Below are 21,727 nucleotides of genomic sequence, written 5' to 3'. Positions count from 1 at the left end.
TTTCTTTGTGTGGTGACATGGATTGCTTCGTCGCTTCGCTCCTCGCAAGGACCGGAGGAGAGACGAATGGACGACAACAGGCGCCGCGACGACGGCATGGCCCAGCGCCGAAAAGTGCTCGGTAACGAATGGGTCGACAAATCGCTCACCAACCGGAATTCGTTCAACACCGACTTCCAGGATCTGATCACGCGCTATGCGTGGGGCGATATCTGGACGCGGCCGCATTTCGACCATCGCACCAGGCGCGTGCTGGTGATCGGCACCATGATCGCGCTCGGGCAATGGGACGAGTTTCGCCTGCATGTGCGCGCGGCGCTCGCCGAGGGCGGTTTTTCCCCCGATGACATCAAGGAAATCATCTTGCAGCAGGCGATCTATTGCGGCGTGCCGGCCGCCAATCACGCTACGAAGGAAGCGCTAGCGATTATCAATGAGCTGGGGTTGCTGAAGGGGTAGTTCGCGTTTGGCCGCCTCCGGCTGCACAGGCCGCTCAACGGCCAGCACGATCGCGGTGCCGAGCATCAGCAATAGTTCGGTGGCATGCAGCCGCATCGCAGCGGTCTCGCCGACCTGCGAGGCCATCACCATGCTGGCGAAGCTGATCAGGCTGCCGAGACCCAGCGCCATCGCGAGCGCCTCATCGCAGCCGCCGCTCTGGCGGACCTTCGGCCGGGAAATGAACACAAGGAAGATCGCGAAGAACGCCACCACGGTCATCCGGCCGAGCGCCAGCAGCCAGGCGAAGCGCACGGTCGCCATACCGTTCATGTGGAGGTGATCGCTGATGAACAACGCGACCGAAATGCTCGGCCGCTCATAGAGCGCATGAATCGGCGAGATCATGATCGCGAAGGCGATGATGGTCCAGGCCGGAATGAAATAGGCCGCCAGCAGCGCGCCGTTGAAAGAACTGAGCCGCCAGTTTGACATGCCGCTTCCCGCTGTTTTCCGCCTCACTCCTGCCGGGAGCGGCGGTTTGGGCAGACGTAACTCCCGTAAAGACGGCGCGGCAATTTAAACCCTTTGTTTACCTTAATGGCCGGGCCTGGACGGTAACGACTGGCAGACTCGTGATGAGCCGGACTTGATCCGGCCATCCGTCTTCTTCGAAAAAGATGGCCCCGCCGGGATGACAAAGAGAGAATGCAATTGCCCAAAAGAAAAGCCCCGCCTCTCGGCGGGGCTTCCCTTGTTCTCGCTCAGTCCGAACTAGCGATCCTGACCCGGATTGGGCTTTTGACCCTGACGGCCCGGATCCTGCTGCTGCTGGCCGGGCTTCTGGCCGCCGCCCTGTTGCTGACCAGGCTTCTGGCCCGGATTCTGGTTCTGCTGACCCGGGTTCTGATTCTGTCCGCTCATTCGGAAATCTCCCTTGTTCTGACTTAACCAGTCTCAACAGACGCGCATCAGTTTGGTTGCTCTGGAACATGGGTTCCTCCGCGGCCTTTCTGTGGCAGTGCGCGCTGCGACTGTTGCAAATCGGAACCGGGTCCAAACTACCTATGCACAAGACGTTTAAGCCGCAGCCCGCGCTGTTGCCGCGCCCGGGTTCCAACTGTTAGAAAACGGCACGACGCGACGATCAAAGGCTGCCGGGGGCCCTCGCCGCGTCATCTCTCTGTCAGCGGCAGCGCATGGATTATTTCGCCCAGCAACTCATCAATGGCCTCGTGCTCGGCTCGATCTACGGCCTGATCGCCATCGGCTACACCATGGTCTATGGCATCGTCGGCATGATCAATTTCGCCCATGGCGACATCTTCATGATCGGCGGCTTCATCGCGCTGATCACCTTCCTCATACTGGTCTCGTTCGGCCTCACCGCGATCCCGCTGATCCTGCTGGTCGTGCTGCTGGTCTCGATGGCGATCACTGCGCTCTATGGCTGGACGGTGGAGCGTATCGCCTACCGGCCGCTGCGGCATTCGTTTCGCCTTGCGCCGATGTTGTCGGCGATCGGCATGTCATTCGTGCTGACGAATTTCTCGCAAGTGTCCCAGGGCGCCCGCGTAAAACCGGTGCCGCCGATCATCACCGGCGGCCACACGCTGCATGAGGGCGCCGACGGCTTCGTGGTCCAGCTTTCCAACATCCAGATCATTGTCGTCATCACCACCGTCGTGCTGCTGGCGCTGTTCACCTGGCTGGTGTCGCGCACGCGGCTCGGGCGCGACATGCGCGCCTGCGAGCAGGACCAGACCATGGCCGCACTGCTTGGCGTCGATGTCGACCGCACCATCTCGATGACCTTCGTGATCGGCGCGGCGCTCGCCGCCGTGGCGGGCATGATGTACCTGCTCTATTACGGCCTGGTCGATTTCTTCATGGGCTTTGTCGCCGGCATCAAGGCGTTCACCGCCGCCGTGCTCGGCGGCATCGGCTCGCTGCCGGGCGCCATGCTCGGCGGTCTCCTGATCGGACTGATCGAGACGCTGTGGTCGGCCTATTTCTCGGTCGAGTACAAGGATGTCGCGGCGTTCTCGATCCTGATTGTCGTCCTGATCTTCCTTCCGACCGGCCTGCTCGGCCGGCCCGAAGTCGAAAAAGTCTGACAGGCTTCGCGTGAGCGCACCCCTGCCCGCATCCGCGCCAGCCTCACGAGCTCCCGGCGCCGCCCTCATCTTCAAGAATGCCGCCATCAGCGCGCTGGTTGCGCTGGTGCTGTTCTCGCTGATGATCGGCGTGCGCACCGAGGCCGGCCCTGACGGACAACTGACCTATTGGACACGGTTCGGCGAACTCGCCACCGTCGTCGCGCTGGTGTTCGGCGGCAGCATCATCGTCGAACTGCTGCGCCAATGGTGGGGACCGGCAAGCGAAACGAAGATCATTCCGCCTTCCGTGCAGAACGGGCTTGCCGTTGCCGGACGATGGATCGGCCCGGTGCTGCTGGTCTTTGCCATCCTCATCCCCGTGATCTTCTACAACGAGCGCTATCTGCTCGATCTGTCCATCCTCGTGCTCACCTATGTGATGCTCGGCTGGGGGCTGAACGTGGTGGTCGGTCTCGCCGGCCTGCTCGATCTCGGCTACGTCGCCTTCTATGCGGTCGGCGCCTATTCCTACGCGCTGCTCGCCACCAATTTCGGCCTGTCGTTCTGGATCTGCCTGCCGCTCGCCGGCATTCTGGCGGCATTCTGCGGCGTGCTGCTCGGCTTTCCCGTGCTGCGGCTGCGCGGCGACTATCTCGCGATCGTCACGCTCGCGTTTGGCGAGATCATCCGGCTCGTCCTGATCAACTGGCAGAGCCTGACCGGCGGGCCGAACGGCGTCACCGGCATTCCCCGGCCGACCTTGTTCGGGATCCCGCTTACGCCGGCCGACGACGGCCTTGCTGCTTTGCTCCGCATCGAGTTCTCGCCGACCCACCGCATCGTGTTCCTGTTCTATCTGATCCTGGCGCTGGCGCTGATCACCAACTGGGTAACGATCCGGCTGCGCCGCCTGCCGATCGGCCGCGCCTGGGAGGCGCTGCGCGAGGACGAAGTGGCCTGCCGTGCGCTCGGCATCAACACGACGACGACGAAGCTGACCGCATTTGCGACCGGCGCGATGTTCGGCGGTTTTGCCGGCGCGTTCTTCGCCACGCGACAGGGCTTCATCAGCCCGGAATCCTTCACCTTCCACGAATCCGCGCTGGTGCTCGCGATCGTCGTGCTCGGCGGCATGGGCTCGCAGCTCGGCGTCGTGCTCGCCGCGATCGCCATGATCGGCGGCTTTGAGCTGTTCCGCGGCCTCGACCAGTACCGCATGCTGGTGTTTGGCCTCGCCATGGTGCTCCTGATGATCTGGCGGCCGCGCGGCCTGATCGGCCATCGCGCGCCGACCGTGTTCCTGGAGAAGAACCAGGCGATCTCGTCCGACCTCGTCAAGGAGGGACACGGATGAGCGAGGCGCCGATCCTTTCCGTCGACAAGCTATCGATGCGCTTTGGCGGCATCGTCGCCGTCAACGAGCTCTCCTTCAGCGCCGCGCGCCGCAGTATCACCGCACTGATCGGCCCGAACGGCGCGGGCAAGACCACGGTGTTCAACTGCATCACCGGCTTCTACAAGCCGACGTCGGGCGCCATGCAGCTCACCCATGACGACGGCAAGACCATCCGGCTCGAGCGGCTGAACGATTTCCGGATTTCCAAGCAAGCAAAAGTCGCGCGCACCTTTCAGAACATCCGCCTCTTCCCCGGCATGACGGCGCTGGAGAATCTGATGGTGGCCCAGCACAACGCGCTGATGCTGGCCTCGGGTTTGACGTTTCTCGGCCTGATCGGCGCGCCGTCCTGGCGGGCGGCGGAAGCGCGCGCCATCGACCTCGCGCAGGTCTGGCTGAAGCGGATCGGCCTGCTCGAGCGCGCCGACGATGCCGCCGGCAACCTGCCCTATGGCGACCAGCGCCGGCTCGAGATCGCGCGCGCCATGTGCACCGAACCTGCGCTGCTCTGCCTCGACGAGCCGGCCGCCGGCCTCAATGCGCGCGAGAGCGCGGCACTCAGCGAGCTCCTGCTCTCGATCCGATCAGAACAGGGCACCTCGATCCTCCTGATCGAGCACGACATGTCGGTCGTGATGGAAATCTCCGACCACGTCGTGGTCATGGACCACGGCGTCAAGATCGCCGAAGGCACGCCGCAGCATGTGCGCGACGATCCCAAGGTGATCGCGGCCTATCTCGGCGCCGACGAGCAGGAAGCGATTGCCGTGATGGAGAGCGGCACGTGAGCGCGACCTCCGCCACGCCCCTGCTCGCGATCCGCGGTCTTCGTGCGGCCTATGGCAAGATCGAGGCGCTCAAGGGCGTCGATCTCGACATCAAGCCGGGCGAGATCGTCGCGCTGATCGGCGCCAACGGCGCCGGCAAGTCGACGCTGATGATGACCATCTTCGGCCGCCCGCGCGCAAAATCCGGTCAGATCGAATTCGACGGGCGCGACATCACCGGTGTTCCCACCCACGAGATCGCGCGGCTGCGGATCGCGCAGTCGCCGGAGGGGCGGCGGATTTTTCCGCGCATGAGCGTGGCCGAAAACCTCCAGATGGGCGCCGACGCCACCGATTGTAGCGAAAGCGACCGCGCGGCCGGACTGGAACGTGTCTTCACCCTGTTCCCGCGCCTGAAGGAACGCATCGCCCAGCGCGGCGGCACGCTGTCCGGCGGCGAGCAGCAGATGCTGGCGATCGGCCGTGCCCTGATGAGCCGCCCGCGCCTGTTGATGCTGGACGAGCCGTCGCTCGGGCTGGCGCCGCTGATCGCGCGGCAGATTTTTGACGCCATCAGGACCCTGAACCGGCAGGACGGTCTCACCGTGCTGATCGTGGAGCAGAACGCCAACCACGCCCTGAAACTCGCCCATCGCGGTTATGTCATGGTCAACGGCCTGATCACCCTGTCCGGAACCGGCAGCGAACTCTTGCAGCGCCCGGAAATCCGCGCTGCCTACCTCGAGGGCGGCCGGCACGGTTAGTGCCTGACACGTTCCCCGGACGCTGCGCAGCGGGCCGCACTTGCGGCCTGGTGCGCTGCTAAGCCGGGGTCCATCTTGGACAAAGCGTGGGTCCCGGCTCAGCGGTGCACCGCTGAAGAAGCGCTGCACCGCGTCCGGGACAAGCCATGCTGCGGCAAGATGCGCGAGCAATGGGCCGGATTGCCCGAAAATTGCCGATGACTTGGCGTCAAAATCAGCCGACAATACGATCTTCCACCCCGGCGGAGGGCCGGGCACTTCCCGTAGCGATCTACCCGCGAGGACATCCATGAAATCATTGAAGCTTATCGGCCTGGCACTGGGCGCGTCACTGGCGCTGTCGACCGCAGCGCTGGCGCAGGACATTTCCATCGCGGTGGCGGGTCCGATGACCGGGGGCGAATCCGCATTCGGCCGGCAGATGAAGAACGGCGCCGAACAGGCGGTGGCCGACATCAACGCCGCCGGCGGCGTGCTCGGCAAGAAGCTCGCGCTACAGGTCGGCGACGATGCCTGCGATCCCAAGCAGGCCCGCTCGGTCGCCGAGAAGTTTGCAAGCTCCAAGATCCCGTTCGTGGCCGGCCACTTCTGCTCCTCGTCGTCGATCCCGGCCTCGGAAGCCTATGCCGAAGGCAACGTGCTACAGATCACCCCGGCCTCGACCAACCCCGTGTTCACCGAGCGCAAGCTGTGGAACGTGGCGCGCGTCTGCGGCCGTGACGACCAGCAGGGTCTGGTCGCCGCTGACTACATCGCGAAGAATTACAAGGGCAAGAACATCGCGATCCTCAACGACAAGACGACCTACGGCAAGGGTCTTGCGGATGAGACCAAGAAGGCCCTCAACAAGGCCGGCGTGACCGAAAAGATGTTCGAGTCCTACAACAAGGGCGACAAGGATTTTAACTCGATCGTGTCGCGCCTGAAGCGCGACAATATCGATCTCGTGTTCGTCGGCGGCTACCATCAGGAAGCCGGCCTGATCCTGCGCCAGATGCGCGACCAGGGCCTCAAGACGGTGCTGATGGCGGGCGACGCCATGAACGACAAGGAGTTCGCTTCCATCACCGGCCCCGCCGCGGAAGGCACCCTGTTCACCTTCGGCCCCGATCCGCGCAACAAGCCGACCGCCAAGGCGATCGTCGAGAAGTTCAAGGCCAAGAACATCGACCCCGAGGGCTACACCCTCTACACCTACGCCGCGATGCAAGTCTGGGCGCAGGCCGCCGCCAAGGCGAAGACCACCGATCCGAAGAAGGTCATGGAAACCATCAAGGCCGGCGAATGGGATACCGTGCTCGGCAAGATGGGCTTTGACGCCAAGGGCGACATCAAGGCGATCGACTATGTCGTCTACAAGTGGGACGCCAAGGGCAACTACGCCGAGATCAACCCCAAGGGTTCCTGATCCGAAGTGGCGGGCTCCGCCTCACCGCCTTCGAGAAACAGCGAACGCCTCGGCACTGCCGGGGCGTTTTCCTTTTGTGCCGCATTCATTCCGGGAAAATGGAACCCGACAATAGTTCCGCCGGCGCCCAAACTTTTTTACCGGAACTCGATGGAACCAAACGCCTGCGGAGCGCTTGAAACCGTTTAGGCGAAGGTTCCATCTCATTGATTTCGTTGCATCACCTGCTGTTCCAACTTGATCCGCCGATGGGTCGGCAGTTCTATGGGCAGAACCTCATAACAGCCTTCAGATTCGAATGCCTGCCCGCCTCGAGGAGACACCATGAGTGATCTTTCCCCCGGAGCATCGTCCTCGCTGCGCCGTAGCAACAAACGAAAAGCCGCCAACGGAAAGCGCGAACCTCTGGGGGATCTGCTGCATGCTCTTCAAGCGATGCGATCAGGCGATTTCTCGGTGCGAATGACCGGCGATCATCTCGGCATCGAGGGCAAGATCGCCGATACATTCAACGAGATCGTCGCGGCCAACCAGCGCATGGCGCAGCAGCTCGAACATGTCGGCCAGGTCGTGGGCCGTGAAGGCAAGACCCGCCAGCGCGTCAAGTTCGATCTTACCAGCGGCTCATGGGCCGACATGGAAGGCTCGGTCAACACGCTGATCGACGATCTCTTGTGGCCGACGCGCGAAGTCACCCGCGCCGTTGCCGCCGTCGCGCAAGGCGACCTGCTGCAAACCGTGCAGCTCGACGTCGACGGCCGCCCGCTCGGCGGCGAGTTTTTGCAGTCGGCCAACATCGTCAACACGATGATCAAGCAGCTTTCCGTGTTCACCTCCGAAGTGACGCGCGTGGCGCGCGAGGTCGGCACCGAGGGCAAGCTCGGTGGTCAGGCCCAGGTGCCGGAAGTGACCGGCGTCTGGAAAGACCTCACCGAAAGCGTGAACTCGATGGCCAACAACCTCACCGGCCAGGTTCGCAACATCGCCGAAGTCACCATCGCGGTGGCCAATGGCGACCTCTCGAAAAAGATCACGGTCGACGTCCGCGGCGAGATTTTGCAGCTCAAGGAAGCCATCAACACCATGGTGGACCAGTTGCGCTCGTTCGCTTCCGAAGTGACGCGCGTCGCCCGCGAAGTCGGCACCGACGGCAAGCTCGGCGGCCAGGCGATCGTGCCCGGCGTCGCCGGCACCTGGAAGGACCTCACCGACTCCGTGAACGCGATGTGCGGCAACCTGACCGCCCAGGTCCGCAACATCGCCAACGTCACCACCGCGGTGGCGCGCGGCGACCTGTCGCGCAAGATCACCGTGGACGTCCGCGGCGAAATCCTGGAGCTGAAGGACACCATCAACACCATGGTGGACCAGCTCAACTCGTTTGCGTCCGAAGTGACGCGCGTGGCGCGCGAGGTCGGCACCGAAGGCAAGCTCGGCGGCCAGGCGCAGGTGCCCGGCGTTGCCGGCACCTGGAAGGACCTGACCGACAACGTCAACTTCATGGCCTCGAACCTGACGGCGCAGGTCCGCAACATCGCCGATGTCGCGACCGCCATCGCGGGCGGCGACCTCTCCAAGAAGATCACGGTGAACGTGTCGGGCGAAATCCTTCAGTTGAAGGAGACGCTCAATACCATGGTCGACCAGCTCAATGCCTTTGCCGGCGAAGTGACGCGCGTCGCACGCGAAGTCGGTACCGAAGGCCGGCTCGGCGGTCAGGCCAACGTGCTGGGCGTCGCCGGCACCTGGAAGGACCTGACCGAAAGCGTCAACTCGATGGCGTCCAACCTGACCGCGCAGGTCCGCAACATCGCGGAAGTGACCACCGCGGTCGCGGGCGGCGACCTGTCCAAGAAGATCACCGTGGACGTGCGCGGCGAAATCCTCGAGCTGAAGGACACCATCAACACCATGGTCGACCAGCTCAACGCGTTCGCCGGCGAAGTGACGCGCGTCGCGCGCGAGGTCGGCACCGAGGGCAAGCTGGGCGGCCAGGCCCAGGTGCGCGGCGTCGCCGGCACCTGGAAAGACCTGACCGACTCCGTCAACTCGATGGCCTCCAACCTGACCGGCCAGGTTCGCAACATCGCCGAAGTCGCCACCGCCGTGGCGAAGGGCGACCTGTCGAAGAAGATCACCGTGAACGTGTCGGGCGAAATCCTTCAACTGAAGGAGACGCTCAACACCATGGTCGACCAGCTCAACGCATTCGCCTCCGAAGTGACGCGCGTGGCGCGCGAGGTCGGCACCGACGGCAAGCTCGGCGGCCAGGCCCAGGTCACCGGCGTCGCCGGCACCTGGAAGGACCTCACCGACTCCGTCAACTCCATGGCGGGCAATCTGACGGCTCAGGTCCGCAACATCGCCGAAGTCGCCACCGCGATCGCCGGCGGCGACCTCTCGCGCAAGATCACGGTCGACGTGCGCGGCGAAATTCTTCAACTGAAGGAAACGCTCAACACCATGGTCGACCAGCTCAACCGCTTCGCCGGCGAAGTCACCCGCGTGGCGCGCGAGGTCGGCACCGAAGGCCGGCTCGGCGGCCAGGCCAACGTGCCCGGCGTCGCCGGCACGTGGAAGGACCTCACCGACAGCGTCAACTCCATGGCGGGCAACCTCACCGCGCAGGTCCGCAACATCGCCGAAGTGACCACCGCGGTGGCGCGCGGCGACCTCTCGCGCAAGATCACGGTGGACGTGCGCGGCGAAATTCTCGAGCTGAAGAACACCATCAACACCATGGTGGACCAGCTCAACGCTTTCGCTTCCGAAGTGACGCGCGTCGCCCGCGAGGTCGGCACCGAAGGCAAGCTCGGCGGCCAGGCCGAGGTGCCGGAAGTGGCCGGCACCTGGAAGGACCTCACCGATAACGTCAACTTCATGGCCTCGAACCTGACGGCGCAGGTCCGCAACATCGCCGAGGTCGCGACCGCCATCGCCGGCGGCGACCTGTCGAAGAAGATCACGGTGGACGTGCGCGGCGAAATCCTGCTGCTCAAGGACACCCTCAATACGATGGTGGAGCAGCTTCGCTCCTTCGCCGCCGAAGTGACGCGCGTGGCGCGCGAAGTCGGCACCGAGGGCCGGCTCGGCGGTCAGGCCGTCGTGCCCGGCGTCGGCGGCACCTGGAAGGACCTGACCGACAACGTCAACCTGTTGGCGGCAAACCTCACCACGCAGGTCCGCAACATCGCCGAAGTCACCACCGCCGTGGCGCGCGGCGACCTCTCGCGCAAGATCACGGTCGACGTGAAGGGCGAAATTCTCGAACTGAAGAACACCATCAATACCATGGTGGACCAGCTCAACGCCTTCGCGGGCGAAGTGACGCGCGTGGCGCGCGAAGTCGGCACCGAAGGCAAGCTCGGCGGCCAGGCCCAGGTGCCCGGCGTTGCCGGCACCTGGAAGGACCTCACCGATACCGTGAACTTCATGGCGGCCAACCTCACCGAACAGGTGCGCGGCATTGTGAAAGTGGTGACTGCCGTCGCCGACGGCGATCTGAAGCAGCAACTCACCGTGAAGTCGAAGGGCGAGGTCGCGGCCCTCGCCGATACCATCAACAACATGACCGAGACGCTAGCGACCTTCGCCGATCAGGTCACCAGCGTGGCGCGCGAAGTCGGCGTCGAAGGCCGCCTCGGCGGCCAGGCCAACGTGCCGAGCGCGGCCGGCACCTGGAAGGACCTGACCGGCAACGTCAACCTGCTCGCTGCCAACCTGACTTCGCAGGTGCGTGCCATTGCCGAGGTCGCGACCGCCGTCACCAAGGGCGACCTGACGCGCTCGATCCAGGTCGATGCGCGTGGCGAAATGGCCGAACTCAAGGACAACATCAACACCATGATCGGCAATTTGCGCCTGACCACGGACCTCAATACCGAGCAGGACTGGCTGAAGACCAACCTCGCGCGCTTCACCAACATGCTGCAAGGGCAGCGTGATCTGTCCACCGTAGGCCGGCTGCTGCTGACCGAGCTGGCGCCGCTGGTGAACGCGCATATGGGCGTGATCTATCAGGTCGAGAACGAAGGTCATCCGCAGCTGCGTCTGCTGTCGTCCTATGCTGGCGACGGCAACTATCCGCACCCGCTGTTCGTGCAGCTCGGCGAAGGGCTGGTCGGCCAATGCGCCATGGACAAACGGCAGCGGCTGGTGGCCGATATCCCGCCCGACGCGACGCCGGTCAATTCGGCGCTGCTGCGCGTGATGCCGAGGAATCTCGTGGTGCTGCCGGTGCTGTTCGAAAATCAGGTCAAGGCGGTGATCGAGCTTGCCTCCATCACCTCGTTCACCACCTCGCAGAGGACCTTCCTCGAACAGCTCACCGACTCCATCGGCATCGTGCTGAACTCGATCGAGGCGACGATGCAGACCGAGGGCCTCTTGAAGCAGTCGCAGCAGCTCGCCGGCGAATTGCAGACCCAGCAGCGCGAATTGCAGCAGACCAACGAGCAGCTCGAGCAAAAGGCCCAGCAGCTCGCCGAGCGGAACGTCGAGGTGGAACGCAAGAACCAGGAAATCGAGCAGGCCCGCCGCGCGCTGGAAGAAAAGGCCGGCGAGCTCGCGCTGACCTCGAAATACAAGTCGGAATTCCTGGCCAACATGAGCCACGAGCTGCGCACGCCGCTCAACAGCATCCTGATCCTCGGCCAGCAGCTCACCGAAAACCCCGACGGCAATCTGACGGGCAAGCAGGTCGAGTTCGCGCGCACCATTCACGGCGCCGGCACCGACCTGCTCAACCTGATCTCCGACATTCTCGACCTGTCGAAGATCGAATCGGGTACGGTGACCGTCGATGCCGAGGAGATCCTGATGACCAATCTCCTGGATACCGTCGGGCGCCCGTTCCGCCACGAGGCAGACAACCGGCAACTGTCGTTCACCGTCGACATCGATCCCAACCTCGGACGCAGCATCGTCACCGACTCCAAGCGTCTACAGCAGGTGCTGAAGAATCTCCTGTCGAATGCGTTCAAGTTCACCGGCGAAGGCGGCGTTCGCCTGAGCGTGTCGGCGGCGCTCGGCGGCTGGAGCGCCGATCACCCGATCCTGACGCATTCGCCGGCGGTGATTGCGTTCGAGGTGTCCGATACCGGCATCGGCATCCCCCTCGAAAAGCAGAAGCTGATCTTCGAGGCGTTCCAGCAGGCCGACGCCGGCACCAGCCGCAAATATGGCGGCACCGGCCTTGGCCTTGCCATCAGCCGCGAACTGGCGACGCTGCTCGGCGGCGAAATCCACCTGACCAGCGCGCCCGGCAAGGGCTCCACATTCACGCTCTATCTGCCGCTGAAGTACGCCGGACCTACGGTGGCGCCGCGCGTGCAGCCGCCGGCGTCCTTCAACCTGTCTTCGACGCAGCAGACGACGACGCAGGAACGCGTCATCGAGCAGCTCCCGGACGACCGGATGAACCTGGAACCGGGCGATACCATCCTGCTGATCGTCGAGGATGATCCGCATTATGCGCGCGTGCTGATCGACCTTGCCCGCGACAAGGGATTCAAGGTGCTGGTAGCCGCGCGCGGCGCCGAGGCGCTGGAACTTGCAAAGCAGTTCCAGCCGACCGCCGTCTCGCTCGACGTGTTCCTGCCGGACATGCTGGGCTGGACCGTGCTGAGCCAGCTCAAGCACAACCCCCTCACCCGCCATATCCCGGTGCAGATCATCACTCTCGACGAAGACCGCCAGCACGCGCTGGCGCGCGGCGCATTCTCCTTCGTCAACAAGCCGACCACGACCGAAGGCGTCAGCGCGGCGCTGTCGCAAATCAAGGAGTATTCAAGGCCCCGCCGCAAGCGCCTTCTGATCGTGGAGGACAATGCCGCCGAACAAATGAGCATCCGGGAACTGCTCGACCACGATGATATCGAGATCGTGACATCGGATACCGGCCGCGATGCCCTCTCCATGCTGCGCGACCGTCCGTGCGATTGCGTCGTGCTCGATCTGAGACTGCCCGACATGAGCGGCTTTGAGGTGCTCGATCAGATTCGCAACGACGATCAGCTCGCCAACATTCCCGTGGTCGTGTTCACGGGCCGGGAACTTTCCGCGGAGGAAGACGCGGAACTTCACACCATGGCGCGAAGCATCGTTGTGAAGGGCGTCGAGTCGCCGGAACGGCTGCTCGACGAAACTTCTCTGTTTTTGCACCGTGTCATCACGGAATTGCCAATCGAGAAGCAGCGTATGCTGGAGAAGCTGAACAGCTCCGACGAGGACCTGGTTGGCAAGACCGCGCTGCTGGTAGACGATGACGCCCGCAATATTTTTGCGCTGAGCAGCGTGCTGGAACGGCGCGGCATGAAGGTGCTTACCGCCACCACCGGGCACGAGGCCGTTGACCTCGTGCAATCGAATCCGGAGATTGCGGTCGTGCTGATGGACATCATGATGCCGCAGATGGACGGCTACCAGACGATCGGCGTGATCCGGCAGAATCCGTCGTTTGCGCGCCTGCCGATCATCGCGCTCACCGCCAAGGCGATGAAGGGCGACCGCGAGAAATGTCTCGAGGCCGGCGCATCGGATTATCTGGCAAAGCCTGTCAATACCGAACAATTGCTGCTGGCGATCCGCATGTGGCTACATCGTTGATCGGCGCGAACTCATGATGGACCACGAGAAGGTCAATATTCTTCTGGTCGACGATCAGCCCGCCAAGCTGCTCGCCTACGAAGTCATTCTCAAGGAGCTCGGCGAGAATCTCGTCGTGGCTGCGTCCGGCCGCGAGGCACTGGAATACCTGCTCAAGAACGAGGTTGCCGTCATCCTGGTCGACGTCTGCATGCCCGAGCTCGACGGGTTCGAGCTTGCCGCCATGATCCGCGACCATCCGCGCTTCCAGAAGACTGCGATGATCTTCATCTCGGCGATTCAGGTCAGCGATCTCGATCGGCTGCGCGGCTATGAGATGGGCGCCGTCGACTATGTGCCGGTGCCGGTCGTACCGGAAGTGTTGCGCGCGAAGATCAAGGTGTTCGCCGAACTTTACCGCAAGACCCGGCAATTGGAGCGGCTCAATGCCGAGCTGGAGGATCGGGTTCGCGCTCGCACCGCCGAGCTCGAGCAGTCGCATGCGAGGCTGCTGGAAAGCGAGCAGCGCCGCAGCCTTGCGATCGCCGCGGGACGGATGGGATCGTGGGACTGGGACTGGGTCAATGGCGACTGGATGTGGGACGAAGGCCAGTACCAGATCCTCGGCCTCGACCCGAAGACGTTTGTGGCGACACCGGCCAACATCCAGGCGCTGCTGCATCCCGACGATCTGGAGGAGCCGCGTCGGGCGCTTGCCCAGTTCCAGAAGGGCGCCAAGTCCTATGAGGCCGAATTCCGCATCATCCGCCCCGACGGCCAGATGCGCTGGTGTGTCGGCACCGCCGCGGCCACCCATGACAAGGCCGGCCGCGTCGTGCGCGTCTCCGGCGTCACGGTCGACATCACCGAGCGCAAGCACGCGGAGGAGCGCCAGAACCTCCTGGCACGCGAAGTCGACCATCGCGCCAAGAATGCGCTGGCGCTGGCGCAATCGATCGTGCGGTTGACCCGCGGCGAGAACGTCAAGGCCTACATCCAGTCGGTGGAAGGGCGGATCAATGCGCTGGCGCGGGTGCACACCGTGCTCTCGCTGTCGAGCTGGCAGGGCGCCGAGATCAGGCGTCTGGTCGACGAGGAGCTCGCGCCCTACTCCGACGGCAACCAGATCGCGCCGCTGTCCGGCCCGGAAATCCAGTTGCAGCCCGCCACCGCACAGACGCTGGCGCTCGCGCTGCACGAGCTCGTCACCAACTCGGCCAAGTATGGCGCGCTGTCGACGCAGGAAGGCCGCCTGTCGATCAATTGGGAGAACGAGACCGGCCTGCTGCGGCTGGTGTGGGAGGAGACCGGCGGGCCGCCGGTCGAAACGCCGACATCGCGCGGCTTCGGCACCCAGAGCGTGATCGCCAGCATCGAGTCCCAGCTTGGCGGCAACGCCGAATTCGACTGGCGCCGCGAAGGCCTGCTGTGCCGCCTGTCCGTGCCGCTGGAGCCGCGCGGCGCCGGGCAGGACCGTCATCAAAATCGCGATGCGGCGGCCGAAAGACCGCGCGGCGAGCGCACCGCGCGCTCGGCCGACGCCTGATCCGGTTCCGAAGGCGAGCTAAGCGACGGCCGCACCGCCGACAATTTGCCTGCCGCGAACGGTATTGATTGCGGTGAGCAGGTCGTTCGGGCGGAACGGCTTTTGCAGGCAGACCACATCAGACAGTTCCGGAGACCCCGTCACGAAATCCAGCGTCGTCATGCCGGATATCGCGATGATCGGCAGATCCGGAACCCGCTCGCGCATCTTGGCGATGAGATCGAGGCCGTTGCTGCCTTGCAGGAAGACGTCGACGATCGCGAGGTCGAAGCAGAACTGCTCGAAGGCGCTTATGCCGGCCGCCGCGGTTCCCGCTTCAACGACTTCAAATTGATTGATCCGCAGCACGATGCCGATCATCGCGCGCACATCGGCCTGATCATCGATCACAAGCACACGAGGCATGAAATGAACTCCCAGGCCGGGTCCGCCCGGCCCGCAAAATGGCTGATCCGGCGCAACGCCGGCGGCATTATTCGGGTCGATAGTAAAAACAGGGTTACCCGGGACCCGCACTCTAGGCCCCGTGCAATCAGGCAATATGTAACCCTCAGTTGATTCTCTTTCTCCGTCAATGCTGCGGCGTTCATTTGCGGGGTTCATATTTCGACTAGGTGGTCGGTTCCCGCGAATGCGGTATGCTCCGTATCCGGGGGCGGGCCAGGTGGCGCGCAAGACGCCAGTTGGCGGGGGCAAGATGCCGTCGGGCAATGATCGCAACGTCTTTCTTTCGACCATGCCGGCGACCGGTCGGGATCGCAGGATTGCGCTGGCCGTCGTCGCTGTCTCCGCGGTGCTGTTCGCAATCGCCGTGCCGTACGCCGGGGTACGACTGACGCCGGTACCGGCCTTCGTCGCGAGCTATCAGTCCGCGCTTGCCGTCAACGATCTGATCACCGCCGTCCTGTTGTTTTCGCAGTTCGCCGTGCTGCGTTCGCGGGCCCTGCTGCTGCTCGCCAGCGGATATCTGTTCACGGCGGGGGCCGCGGTCACCCATGCCCTGACCTTTCCGGGCCTGTTCGCCCCCTCCGGCCTGTTCAACGCCGGTTCGCAGACCACGGTCTGGCTGTACATGGTCTGGCACGGCGTCTTCCCGCTTCTTGTGATCGGCTATGCGCTGCTCAAGTCCGACGACTACAAGCCAACACGCGGCTCGACCGCCGGTCCGATCATGGCTTGCATCGTCGCGGTCTGTGCTGCGCTTGCTCTCTTCGCATGGATCGTCACGGCGCAGCACGACATCCTTCCGGTGCTGCTCAGCGGCGGTCACTACACGCCGGTCATGATCGGCGTCGTCTCCACGGTGTGGTGCCTCAGCCTCGGCGCGCTCATCGTGCTGTGGCTGCGCCGGCCGCATTTCGTCATCGACATCTGGCTTATGGTGGTGATGTGCGCATGGCTGTTCGACATCGCGCTGTCGGCGATCGTCAACGTGGCCAGATACGATCTCGGCTTCTACGCCGGCCGCATCTACGGGCTGGCCGCGGCAAGTTTCGTGCTGGCGGTGCTGCTGATCGACAACGTCGCGCTCCAGGCTCAATTGTCGCGCCTGCTCGGAACGGTGCGCCGCCAGGCCGCGTCGGACCGAGACTATCACGCCGAGCGCGAACGCCTGTTCAGCGCGGTCGTGGAATCCTCCAACGACGCGATCATCACCCAGACGCTGGACGGCACCATCACCGCCTGGAACCGCGCGGCCGAACGCCTGTTCGGCCACACGGCGACCGAGGCGGTCGGCAAGAGTATCGACCTCATCGTGCCGCCGGAACGGCGCGCCGAAGTAAATGACATCCTCGCCCGGATCGGACGAGGCGAACGCATCGAGCAGCACGAAACCGCGCGGGTGCGCAAGGACGGCCGCCCGCTCGACGTCTCGATCAGCATTTCGCCGATCCATTCGGCGGCCGGCGAGATCGTCGGCGTCTCCAAGACCGCGCGCGACATCACCGAGACCAAGCGGGCGCAAGCCGCGCTCGGCCAGGAGATCGAGGAACGTCGTCGCATCTTCGAAACCTCGCAGGACTTGATCCTGGTCAGCGATCCGAAGGGAAACCTCGTTCAGGTCAGCCCCAGCTCGATGTCCATTCTCGGCTATCTGCCGGAGGAGATGATCGGACGGAGCGCGATCGGTTTCATCCATCACGACGACCTCGAAAGCACCCGCGACGAGATGCGAGCGGCCCGGCGCGGACGCCTGATGCGGAACTTCGAAGCGCGCTACGTCCACAAGGACGGGCATGCGGTGATGCTGACATGGATGGGAACATGGTCCGAGCCCGTACAGCGCCACTTCTTCGTCGGCCGCGACCTGACTGAGAAGATGGCCACTGAGGCGCAGATCCGCCAGGCCCAGAAGATGGATGCCGTCGGACAATTGACCGGTGGCGTCGCGCACGACTTCAACAACATCCTCACCGTCATCACCGGAACGATCGGCATCCTTGCCGAAGGCGTCGCCGACAAGCCCGAGCTCGCCACGGTCGCAAAGATGATCGACGAGGCCGCCGATCGCGGCGCGAACCTCACCAAGCATCTGCTCGCTTTCGCCCGCAAGCAGCCGCTCCAGCCGCGTGAGATCGACGTCAACGCACTGGTGCTGGAAACCGCCAAGCTGCTGCATCCGACGCTCGGCGAGCATATCCAGATCACGCCGCTGCTGGCGGCGGACGCGTGGCCGGCGATGGTCGATCCGAACCAGCTCTCGACCGCGATCCTCAATCTGGCGCTAAACGCGCGCGATGCGATGCCGGGTGGCGGCAAGCTGGCGCTCGAAACCGCCAACGTCTATCTCGATGAAGGCTATGCCGCCATGCATAGCGAGGTCACCGTCGGCAACCACGTCATGGTCGCCGTCAGCGACACCGGCACCGGCATTTCCCCGGCCAATCTCGAGCGGGTGTTCGACCCCTTCTTCACCACCAAGGAGATCGGCAAGGGCACCGGCCTTGGCCTGAGCATGGTGTTCGGCTTCGTCAAGCAATCGGGCGGCCACATCAAGATCTACAGCGAGGAAGGACACGGCACGACGGTCAAGATGTATCTTCCGCGTGCAACCGGACTGGAGCAGACCGCGGCCGAGGCGGCACTGGCTGCCGCGCAGGTCGAAGGCGGCCACGAAACCGTGCTCGTGGTCGAGGACGATGCCATGGTGCGCAATTACGTCGTCGCGCAGGTCAGGAGCCTGGGCTACACCGCTCTCGAGGCGGCGAACGCGGCGGAGGCGCTTGCCCTGATCGACGCGAATCCGATGATCGGCCTGCTCTTCACCGATGTCATCATGCCGGGCGCGATGAACGGCCGCCAACTGGCCGACGAGGCCCTCAGGCGGCGCCCGGCGCTCAAGACGCTGTTCACGTCGGGCTACACCGAAAACGCCATCGTGCATCACGGCCGGCTCGATTCCGGCGTGCTGCTGCTGGCAAAGCCCTACCGCAAGTCCGAACTGGCGCGGATGATCCGGCTGGCGCTTGCCAGTTGAAGCGCGCCTCGCCTGTCCATATGCCACGATGAGGAGCCTTCGGGCCCAGAGGATGATCGCTTGAACAACCTGCTCACCGATATCGCCGGCGTCAGGGTCGGACATGCCGATGATGCCGCGCTCGCCTCGGGCGTCACCGCCATCATCTTCGACAAGCCGGCGGTCGCCTCGATCGACGTGCGCGGCGGCGGCCCCGGCACCCGCGAGGACGCCCTGCTCGATCCCGTCTCCACGGTGGACGCGATCGACGCCATCACGCTCGCCGGCGGCTCCGCGTTCGGACTCGAGGCCGGCGGCGGCGTGCAGGCCTGGCTCGCCGAGCGCGGCCATGGCTTTCGGATCCGCGATGCAGTGATCCCGATCGTGACCGGCGCGATCTGCTTCGATCTCCTCAACGGCGGCAACAAGGCGTGGGGACGCTTTTCGCCGTATCGCGATCTCGGCTATGCGGCGGCCGCGGCGGCGGGCAGCCATTTCGCGCTCGGCAGCGTCGGCGCGGGGCTTGGCGCCACCACCACGAATTTCAAGGGCGGTCTCGGTTCGGCCTCCGCGTCGACGGGCGGCGGCGTCAAGGTCGCGGCGATCGCCGTGGTCAATGCGGTCGGCAGCGTCACGGTCGGCGACGGGCCGTGGTTCTGGGCCGCCCCGTATGAGGTCGATGGCGAATACGGCGGCCGCGGCATGCCGCCATCCTTTACGCCCGACATGCTCAGGATGCGCATCAAGGGCGGACCGGAAGCAACCGCCGGCGAAAACACTACGCTGGTGGCAGTCGTCACCGATGCGATCCTGACGAAGGCGCAGGCCAGGCGCCTCGCGATGATCGCGCAGACCGGCATGGCGCGGGCGATCTACCCCGTTCATGCGCCGCTCGACGGCGATGTGGTATTTGCGGCGGCGACCGGCGCAAAGCCGATCGATCCCTTGTTCGGCCTCACCGAACTCGGCATGGTCGCCGCCAATGTGGTAGCCCGCGCGATCGCGCGTGGTGTCTATACCGCGACTGCGCTGCCTTTTCCGGGCGCGTTACCGGCCTGGGGGGATCGGTTCGGTTCGCGTCTTGCGTCCATCTGAGAACTAGACGCTGACAGACAGGGATGAACTCGCTTGCGCTGCGATCATGCTGGACTGGCGGTGAACCAACTGATTCATGAAATTGTAGGATGAGGCCGCATTGCCCGATGCGGTGGCGTTCGCAGCCGAGGTGTTCAACGAGGTGTCGAGCACCTGCATCAGCGGATCGGACTGCTGGGCATCGCCGGATTGATTGACCTGCGGATGATGGCGGTGATGGCCCTTGCCTTTCAGCGCCGCCAGCAGCTCGGCGGGGCTGATCGACCCGTCGCCATCCGTGTCGAGCTTGCTGAAGGCATCGTCGCGGCGAGCATCGTTGCCGCTGCCTTTTTCGAGCGCCTCGAATTCCGATTTGCTGATCTTGCCGTCGCCGTCGCTGTCGACCTTGGCGAACCATTCCTTCAGCGAGCCCGACTGCATCGACGACGAGGCATCCGGTCCGGACTGGCTCTGCGCCGCAAACAGCGCATTCATGGTTTCCGGCGAGATCGATGTTCCGGCTCCCGTCCCCGCCCCTGACGTCGGGCCCGACGGCGTCGGAGCATCGGCGGCAAAGGCGAACAGGTTGGGCGCGTCCTGCTTGACGCCCGTGGTTGGCTTGGACGACGTCAACGCCTTCAGGGCGTCGATGGCCGACGATGCTGCGCCTAGCGCTGCGAACATGGCGGGACTCCAACTGTAGCCACCGCATCGGTGGCGCGACGAACTCGTGCAGGTTCCTCAGCAAGTGCCGTGCCATGGTAAGAATCCCTTATTTCATTGGGTTTCCCGTAACCATGCCGCCCCGAGTACCCGGCAATTGATGCCGCCTCCGGCAGATTTTTCCGCCCACAGGAGTTGATCCGGCCTGCGTTGCCCCCGCTCATGGCGCGTGTTACGCGAATGCCAACGTCTATCGGGAAGCCGACATGTCCCAGCCATTTTTTCCACGTCCCCTCGTCATCGCGCCGTCGATCCTGGCGTCGGATTTTTCCAGGCTCGGCGAAGAGGTCCGTGCGGTCGACGCCGCTGGCGCCGACTGGATCCATCTCGACGTGATGGACGGCCATTTCGTGCCAAACATCTCCTACGGCCCTGACGTCATCAAGGCGATGCGCCCGCACACCAAAAAACTCTTCGACGCGCATCTGATGATCTCGCCCTGCGACCCCTATCTCGAAGCTTTCGCGAAGGCCGGCTGCGACCACATCACCGTGCATGCCGAGGCGGGCCCGCATCTGCATCGCTCGTTGCAGGCGATCCGCGCGCTCGGCAAGAAGGCCGGCGTCTCGCTCAATCCGGCAACGCCGGCAAGCGCAATCGAATATGTGCTCGACCTGATCGACCTCGTGCTGGTGATGTCGGTCAATCCCGGTTTCGGCGGCCAGGCTTTTATCCCCTCCGCGCTCGGCAAGATCAGGGATATCCGCGCGATGACCGCTGGGCGGCCGATCGATATCGAGGTGGACGGCGGCGTCGGCCCCGATGTGGCGGGCGAACTCGCCGCCGCCGGCGCCAATGCGTTCGTGGCCGGCTCTGCCGTGTTCAAGGGCGGCAGCATGGAATCGTACAAGGCGAACATTTCTGCGATCCGCAATGCCGCGCAACTGGCACGCGGGGAAGCGGTGTAGGTCTTCTAGTCGACGCGGCGAACGCAACTATTGACGGTCGTCATGCCCCGCGAAGGCGGGGCATCCAGTACGCCGCGGCCTATCGGTTCAACCACTACTGCCTCTGGAATACTGGATCATCCGCCTTCGCGGATGATGACGGGTGAGCATGTGGGAACGATCTCGCGACACACTGTGCCCGAGCTTTTCAAATTCATCGCGCCTCCGAAGATAGAGGGCGCAGGGAATGCCGGGTGCGCGCTGCACCCGCGGTCTCGTGTGCGCTGCTTGCGCATCAAAAAACTGCACACGAGCATACAGGTGAGCGGAGGCAGTCCGACATCCCCTGCGCAATGGCTTTACGGCTTATGTCGCGCTCTCCCTGGTGAGCGGGCTTGTTGTCACCATCGCCTCGCGGAAAATTCCGCAAGGTTTAGCGCCAGCGTCGCGGCGCCAGGACCACACGACTTCGCCGTACGCCCTTGTCCGGTCGTCTGCCGAACAAGCGCGTCCACCGCATCCCATCCCAACGTTTGGTGGCGATGGCCAACGCCCCTCCTCGGGGATGAGGTGCCGCTGTTAT

General features: G+C 64.2%; 15 protein-coding genes. 11 read left to right on the top strand and 4 right to left on the bottom strand.

Annotated elements, in window-relative coordinates:
• Positions 1–66 precede the first annotated feature (66 nt).
• Positions 67–459, top strand: coding sequence for a carboxymuconolactone decarboxylase family protein (locus JQ628_RS28770; protein ID WP_212228259.1), 393 nt, complete (start codon positions 67–69; stop codon positions 457–459).
• Here the strand turns inward: JQ628_RS28770 and JQ628_RS28765 are convergent.
• Positions 421–933, bottom strand: coding sequence for a hypothetical protein (locus JQ628_RS28765; protein WP_212228257.1), 513 nt, complete (start codon positions 931–933; stop codon positions 421–423). The genes JQ628_RS28770 and JQ628_RS28765 overlap by 39 nt on opposite strands.
• A gap of 279 nt (positions 934–1,212) precedes the next feature.
• The gene (locus JQ628_RS28760; protein ID WP_212228255.1) at positions 1,213–1,362 is read right to left on the bottom strand and encodes a hypothetical protein; all 150 of its coding nucleotides are present in this window, start codon (positions 1,360–1,362) and stop codon (positions 1,213–1,215) included.
• 275 nt (positions 1,363–1,637) lie between these two features.
• Between JQ628_RS28760 and JQ628_RS28755 the strand changes: the two genes are divergently transcribed.
• The 7 genes from JQ628_RS28755 (at position 1,638) to JQ628_RS28725 (ending at position 15,003) form a co-directional block, all read left to right on the top strand.
• A complete protein-coding gene (locus JQ628_RS28755; protein WP_212228253.1) occupies positions 1,638–2,555 on the top strand; it encodes an ABC transporter permease subunit in 918 nt (305 codons plus the stop codon).
• Between the two features lie 10 nt (positions 2,556–2,565).
• Complete coding sequence (livM, locus tag JQ628_RS28750; protein ID WP_212228251.1) at positions 2,566–3,891, top strand: high-affinity branched-chain amino acid ABC transporter permease LivM; 1,326 nt, start codon at positions 2,566–2,568, stop codon at positions 3,889–3,891.
• Positions 3,888–4,721 (top strand): ABC transporter ATP-binding protein, encoded by an 834-nt coding sequence (locus tag JQ628_RS28745; RefSeq protein WP_212228249.1) that lies wholly within the window; start codon positions 3,888–3,890, stop codon positions 4,719–4,721. The genes livM and JQ628_RS28745 overlap by 4 nt, the downstream gene beginning before the upstream one ends.
• Positions 4,718–5,464: an ABC transporter ATP-binding protein gene (locus JQ628_RS28740; RefSeq protein WP_212228247.1), complete on the top strand. Its 747-nt coding sequence runs from the start codon at positions 4,718–4,720 to the stop codon at positions 5,462–5,464. The genes JQ628_RS28745 and JQ628_RS28740 overlap by 4 nt, the downstream gene beginning before the upstream one ends.
• A 289-nt stretch (positions 5,465–5,753) precedes the next feature.
• The gene (locus tag JQ628_RS28735) at positions 5,754–6,872 is read left to right on the top strand and encodes a branched-chain amino acid ABC transporter substrate-binding protein (RefSeq protein ID WP_212228238.1); all 1,119 of its coding nucleotides are present in this window, start codon (positions 5,754–5,756) and stop codon (positions 6,870–6,872) included.
• A gap of 435 nt (positions 6,873–7,307) precedes the next feature.
• Positions 7,308–13,478, top strand: coding sequence for a HAMP domain-containing protein (locus JQ628_RS28730; protein ID WP_433996172.1), 6,171 nt, complete (start codon positions 7,308–7,310; stop codon positions 13,476–13,478).
• 16 nt (positions 13,479–13,494) lie between these two features.
• Positions 13,495–15,003, top strand: coding sequence for an HWE histidine kinase domain-containing protein (locus JQ628_RS28725; RefSeq protein ID WP_212228492.1), 1,509 nt, complete (start codon positions 13,495–13,497; stop codon positions 15,001–15,003).
• Positions 15,004–15,021: 18 nt separating this feature from the next.
• On the opposite strand, the gene JQ628_RS28720 is transcribed toward JQ628_RS28725, so the two are convergent.
• Positions 15,022–15,408, bottom strand: coding sequence for a response regulator (locus JQ628_RS28720; RefSeq protein ID WP_212228234.1), 387 nt, complete (start codon positions 15,406–15,408; stop codon positions 15,022–15,024).
• Between the two features lie 292 nt (positions 15,409–15,700).
• On the opposite strand from JQ628_RS28720, the gene JQ628_RS28715 reads away from it, so the two are divergent.
• Complete coding sequence (locus tag JQ628_RS28715) at positions 15,701–18,481, top strand: PAS domain S-box protein (protein ID WP_212228484.1); 2,781 nt, start codon at positions 15,701–15,703, stop codon at positions 18,479–18,481.
• A 60-nt stretch (positions 18,482–18,541) separates the two neighbouring features.
• Complete coding sequence (locus tag JQ628_RS28710; protein WP_212228232.1) at positions 18,542–19,555, top strand: P1 family peptidase; 1,014 nt, start codon at positions 18,542–18,544, stop codon at positions 19,553–19,555.
• Positions 19,556–19,558: 3 nt separating this feature from the next.
• On the opposite strand, the gene JQ628_RS28705 is transcribed toward JQ628_RS28710, so the two are convergent.
• On the bottom strand, positions 19,559–20,218 hold the full coding sequence (locus JQ628_RS28705; RefSeq protein WP_212228225.1) for an EF-hand domain-containing protein: 660 nt from the start codon (positions 20,216–20,218) through the stop codon (positions 19,559–19,561).
• Between the two features lie 245 nt (positions 20,219–20,463).
• Between JQ628_RS28705 and rpe the strand changes: the two genes are divergently transcribed.
• The gene (gene rpe / locus JQ628_RS28700) at positions 20,464–21,165 is read left to right on the top strand and encodes a ribulose-phosphate 3-epimerase (RefSeq protein WP_212228223.1); all 702 of its coding nucleotides are present in this window, start codon (positions 20,464–20,466) and stop codon (positions 21,163–21,165) included.
• Positions 21,166–21,727 lie beyond the last annotated feature (562 nt).

Source organism: Bradyrhizobium lablabi, from assembly GCF_018129385.1.
GTDB classification, from domain to species: domain Bacteria; phylum Pseudomonadota; class Alphaproteobacteria; order Rhizobiales; family Xanthobacteraceae; genus Bradyrhizobium; species Bradyrhizobium lablabi_C.
The sequence above is the reverse complement of the archived record's forward strand: the minus strand, read 5'-3'. Positions and strand labels throughout refer to the sequence as shown.

Bases quoted from the DNA above. Each gene is read 5' to 3' on its own strand.
- JQ628_RS28770 (WP_212228259.1), top strand. From the start codon at position 67: ATGGACGACAACAGGCGCCGCGACGACGGCATGGCCCAGCGCCGAAAA.
- JQ628_RS28765 (WP_212228257.1), bottom strand. From the start codon at position 933: ATGTCAAACTGGCGGCTCAGTTCTTTCAACGGCGCGCTGCTGGCGGCC.
- JQ628_RS28760 (WP_212228255.1), bottom strand. From the start codon at position 1,362: ATGAGCGGACAGAATCAGAACCCGGGTCAGCAGAACCAGAATCCGGGC.
- JQ628_RS28755 (WP_212228253.1), top strand. From the start codon at position 1,638: ATGGATTATTTCGCCCAGCAACTCATCAATGGCCTCGTGCTCGGCTCG.
- JQ628_RS28745 (WP_212228249.1), top strand. From the start codon at position 3,888: ATGAGCGAGGCGCCGATCCTTTCCGTCGACAAGCTATCGATGCGCTTT.
- JQ628_RS28735 (WP_212228238.1), top strand. From the start codon at position 5,754: ATGAAATCATTGAAGCTTATCGGCCTGGCACTGGGCGCGTCACTGGCG.
- JQ628_RS28730 (WP_433996172.1), top strand. From the start codon at position 7,308: ATGCGATCAGGCGATTTCTCGGTGCGAATGACCGGCGATCATCTCGGC.
- JQ628_RS28725 (WP_212228492.1), top strand. From the start codon at position 13,495: ATGGACCACGAGAAGGTCAATATTCTTCTGGTCGACGATCAGCCCGCC.
- JQ628_RS28720 (WP_212228234.1), bottom strand. From the start codon at position 15,408: ATGCCTCGTGTGCTTGTGATCGATGATCAGGCCGATGTGCGCGCGATG.
- JQ628_RS28715 (WP_212228484.1), top strand. From the start codon at position 15,701: ATGCCGTCGGGCAATGATCGCAACGTCTTTCTTTCGACCATGCCGGCG.
- JQ628_RS28705 (WP_212228225.1), bottom strand. From the start codon at position 20,218: ATGTTCGCAGCGCTAGGCGCAGCATCGTCGGCCATCGACGCCCTGAAG.
- rpe (WP_212228223.1), top strand. From the start codon at position 20,464: ATGTCCCAGCCATTTTTTCCACGTCCCCTCGTCATCGCGCCGTCGATC.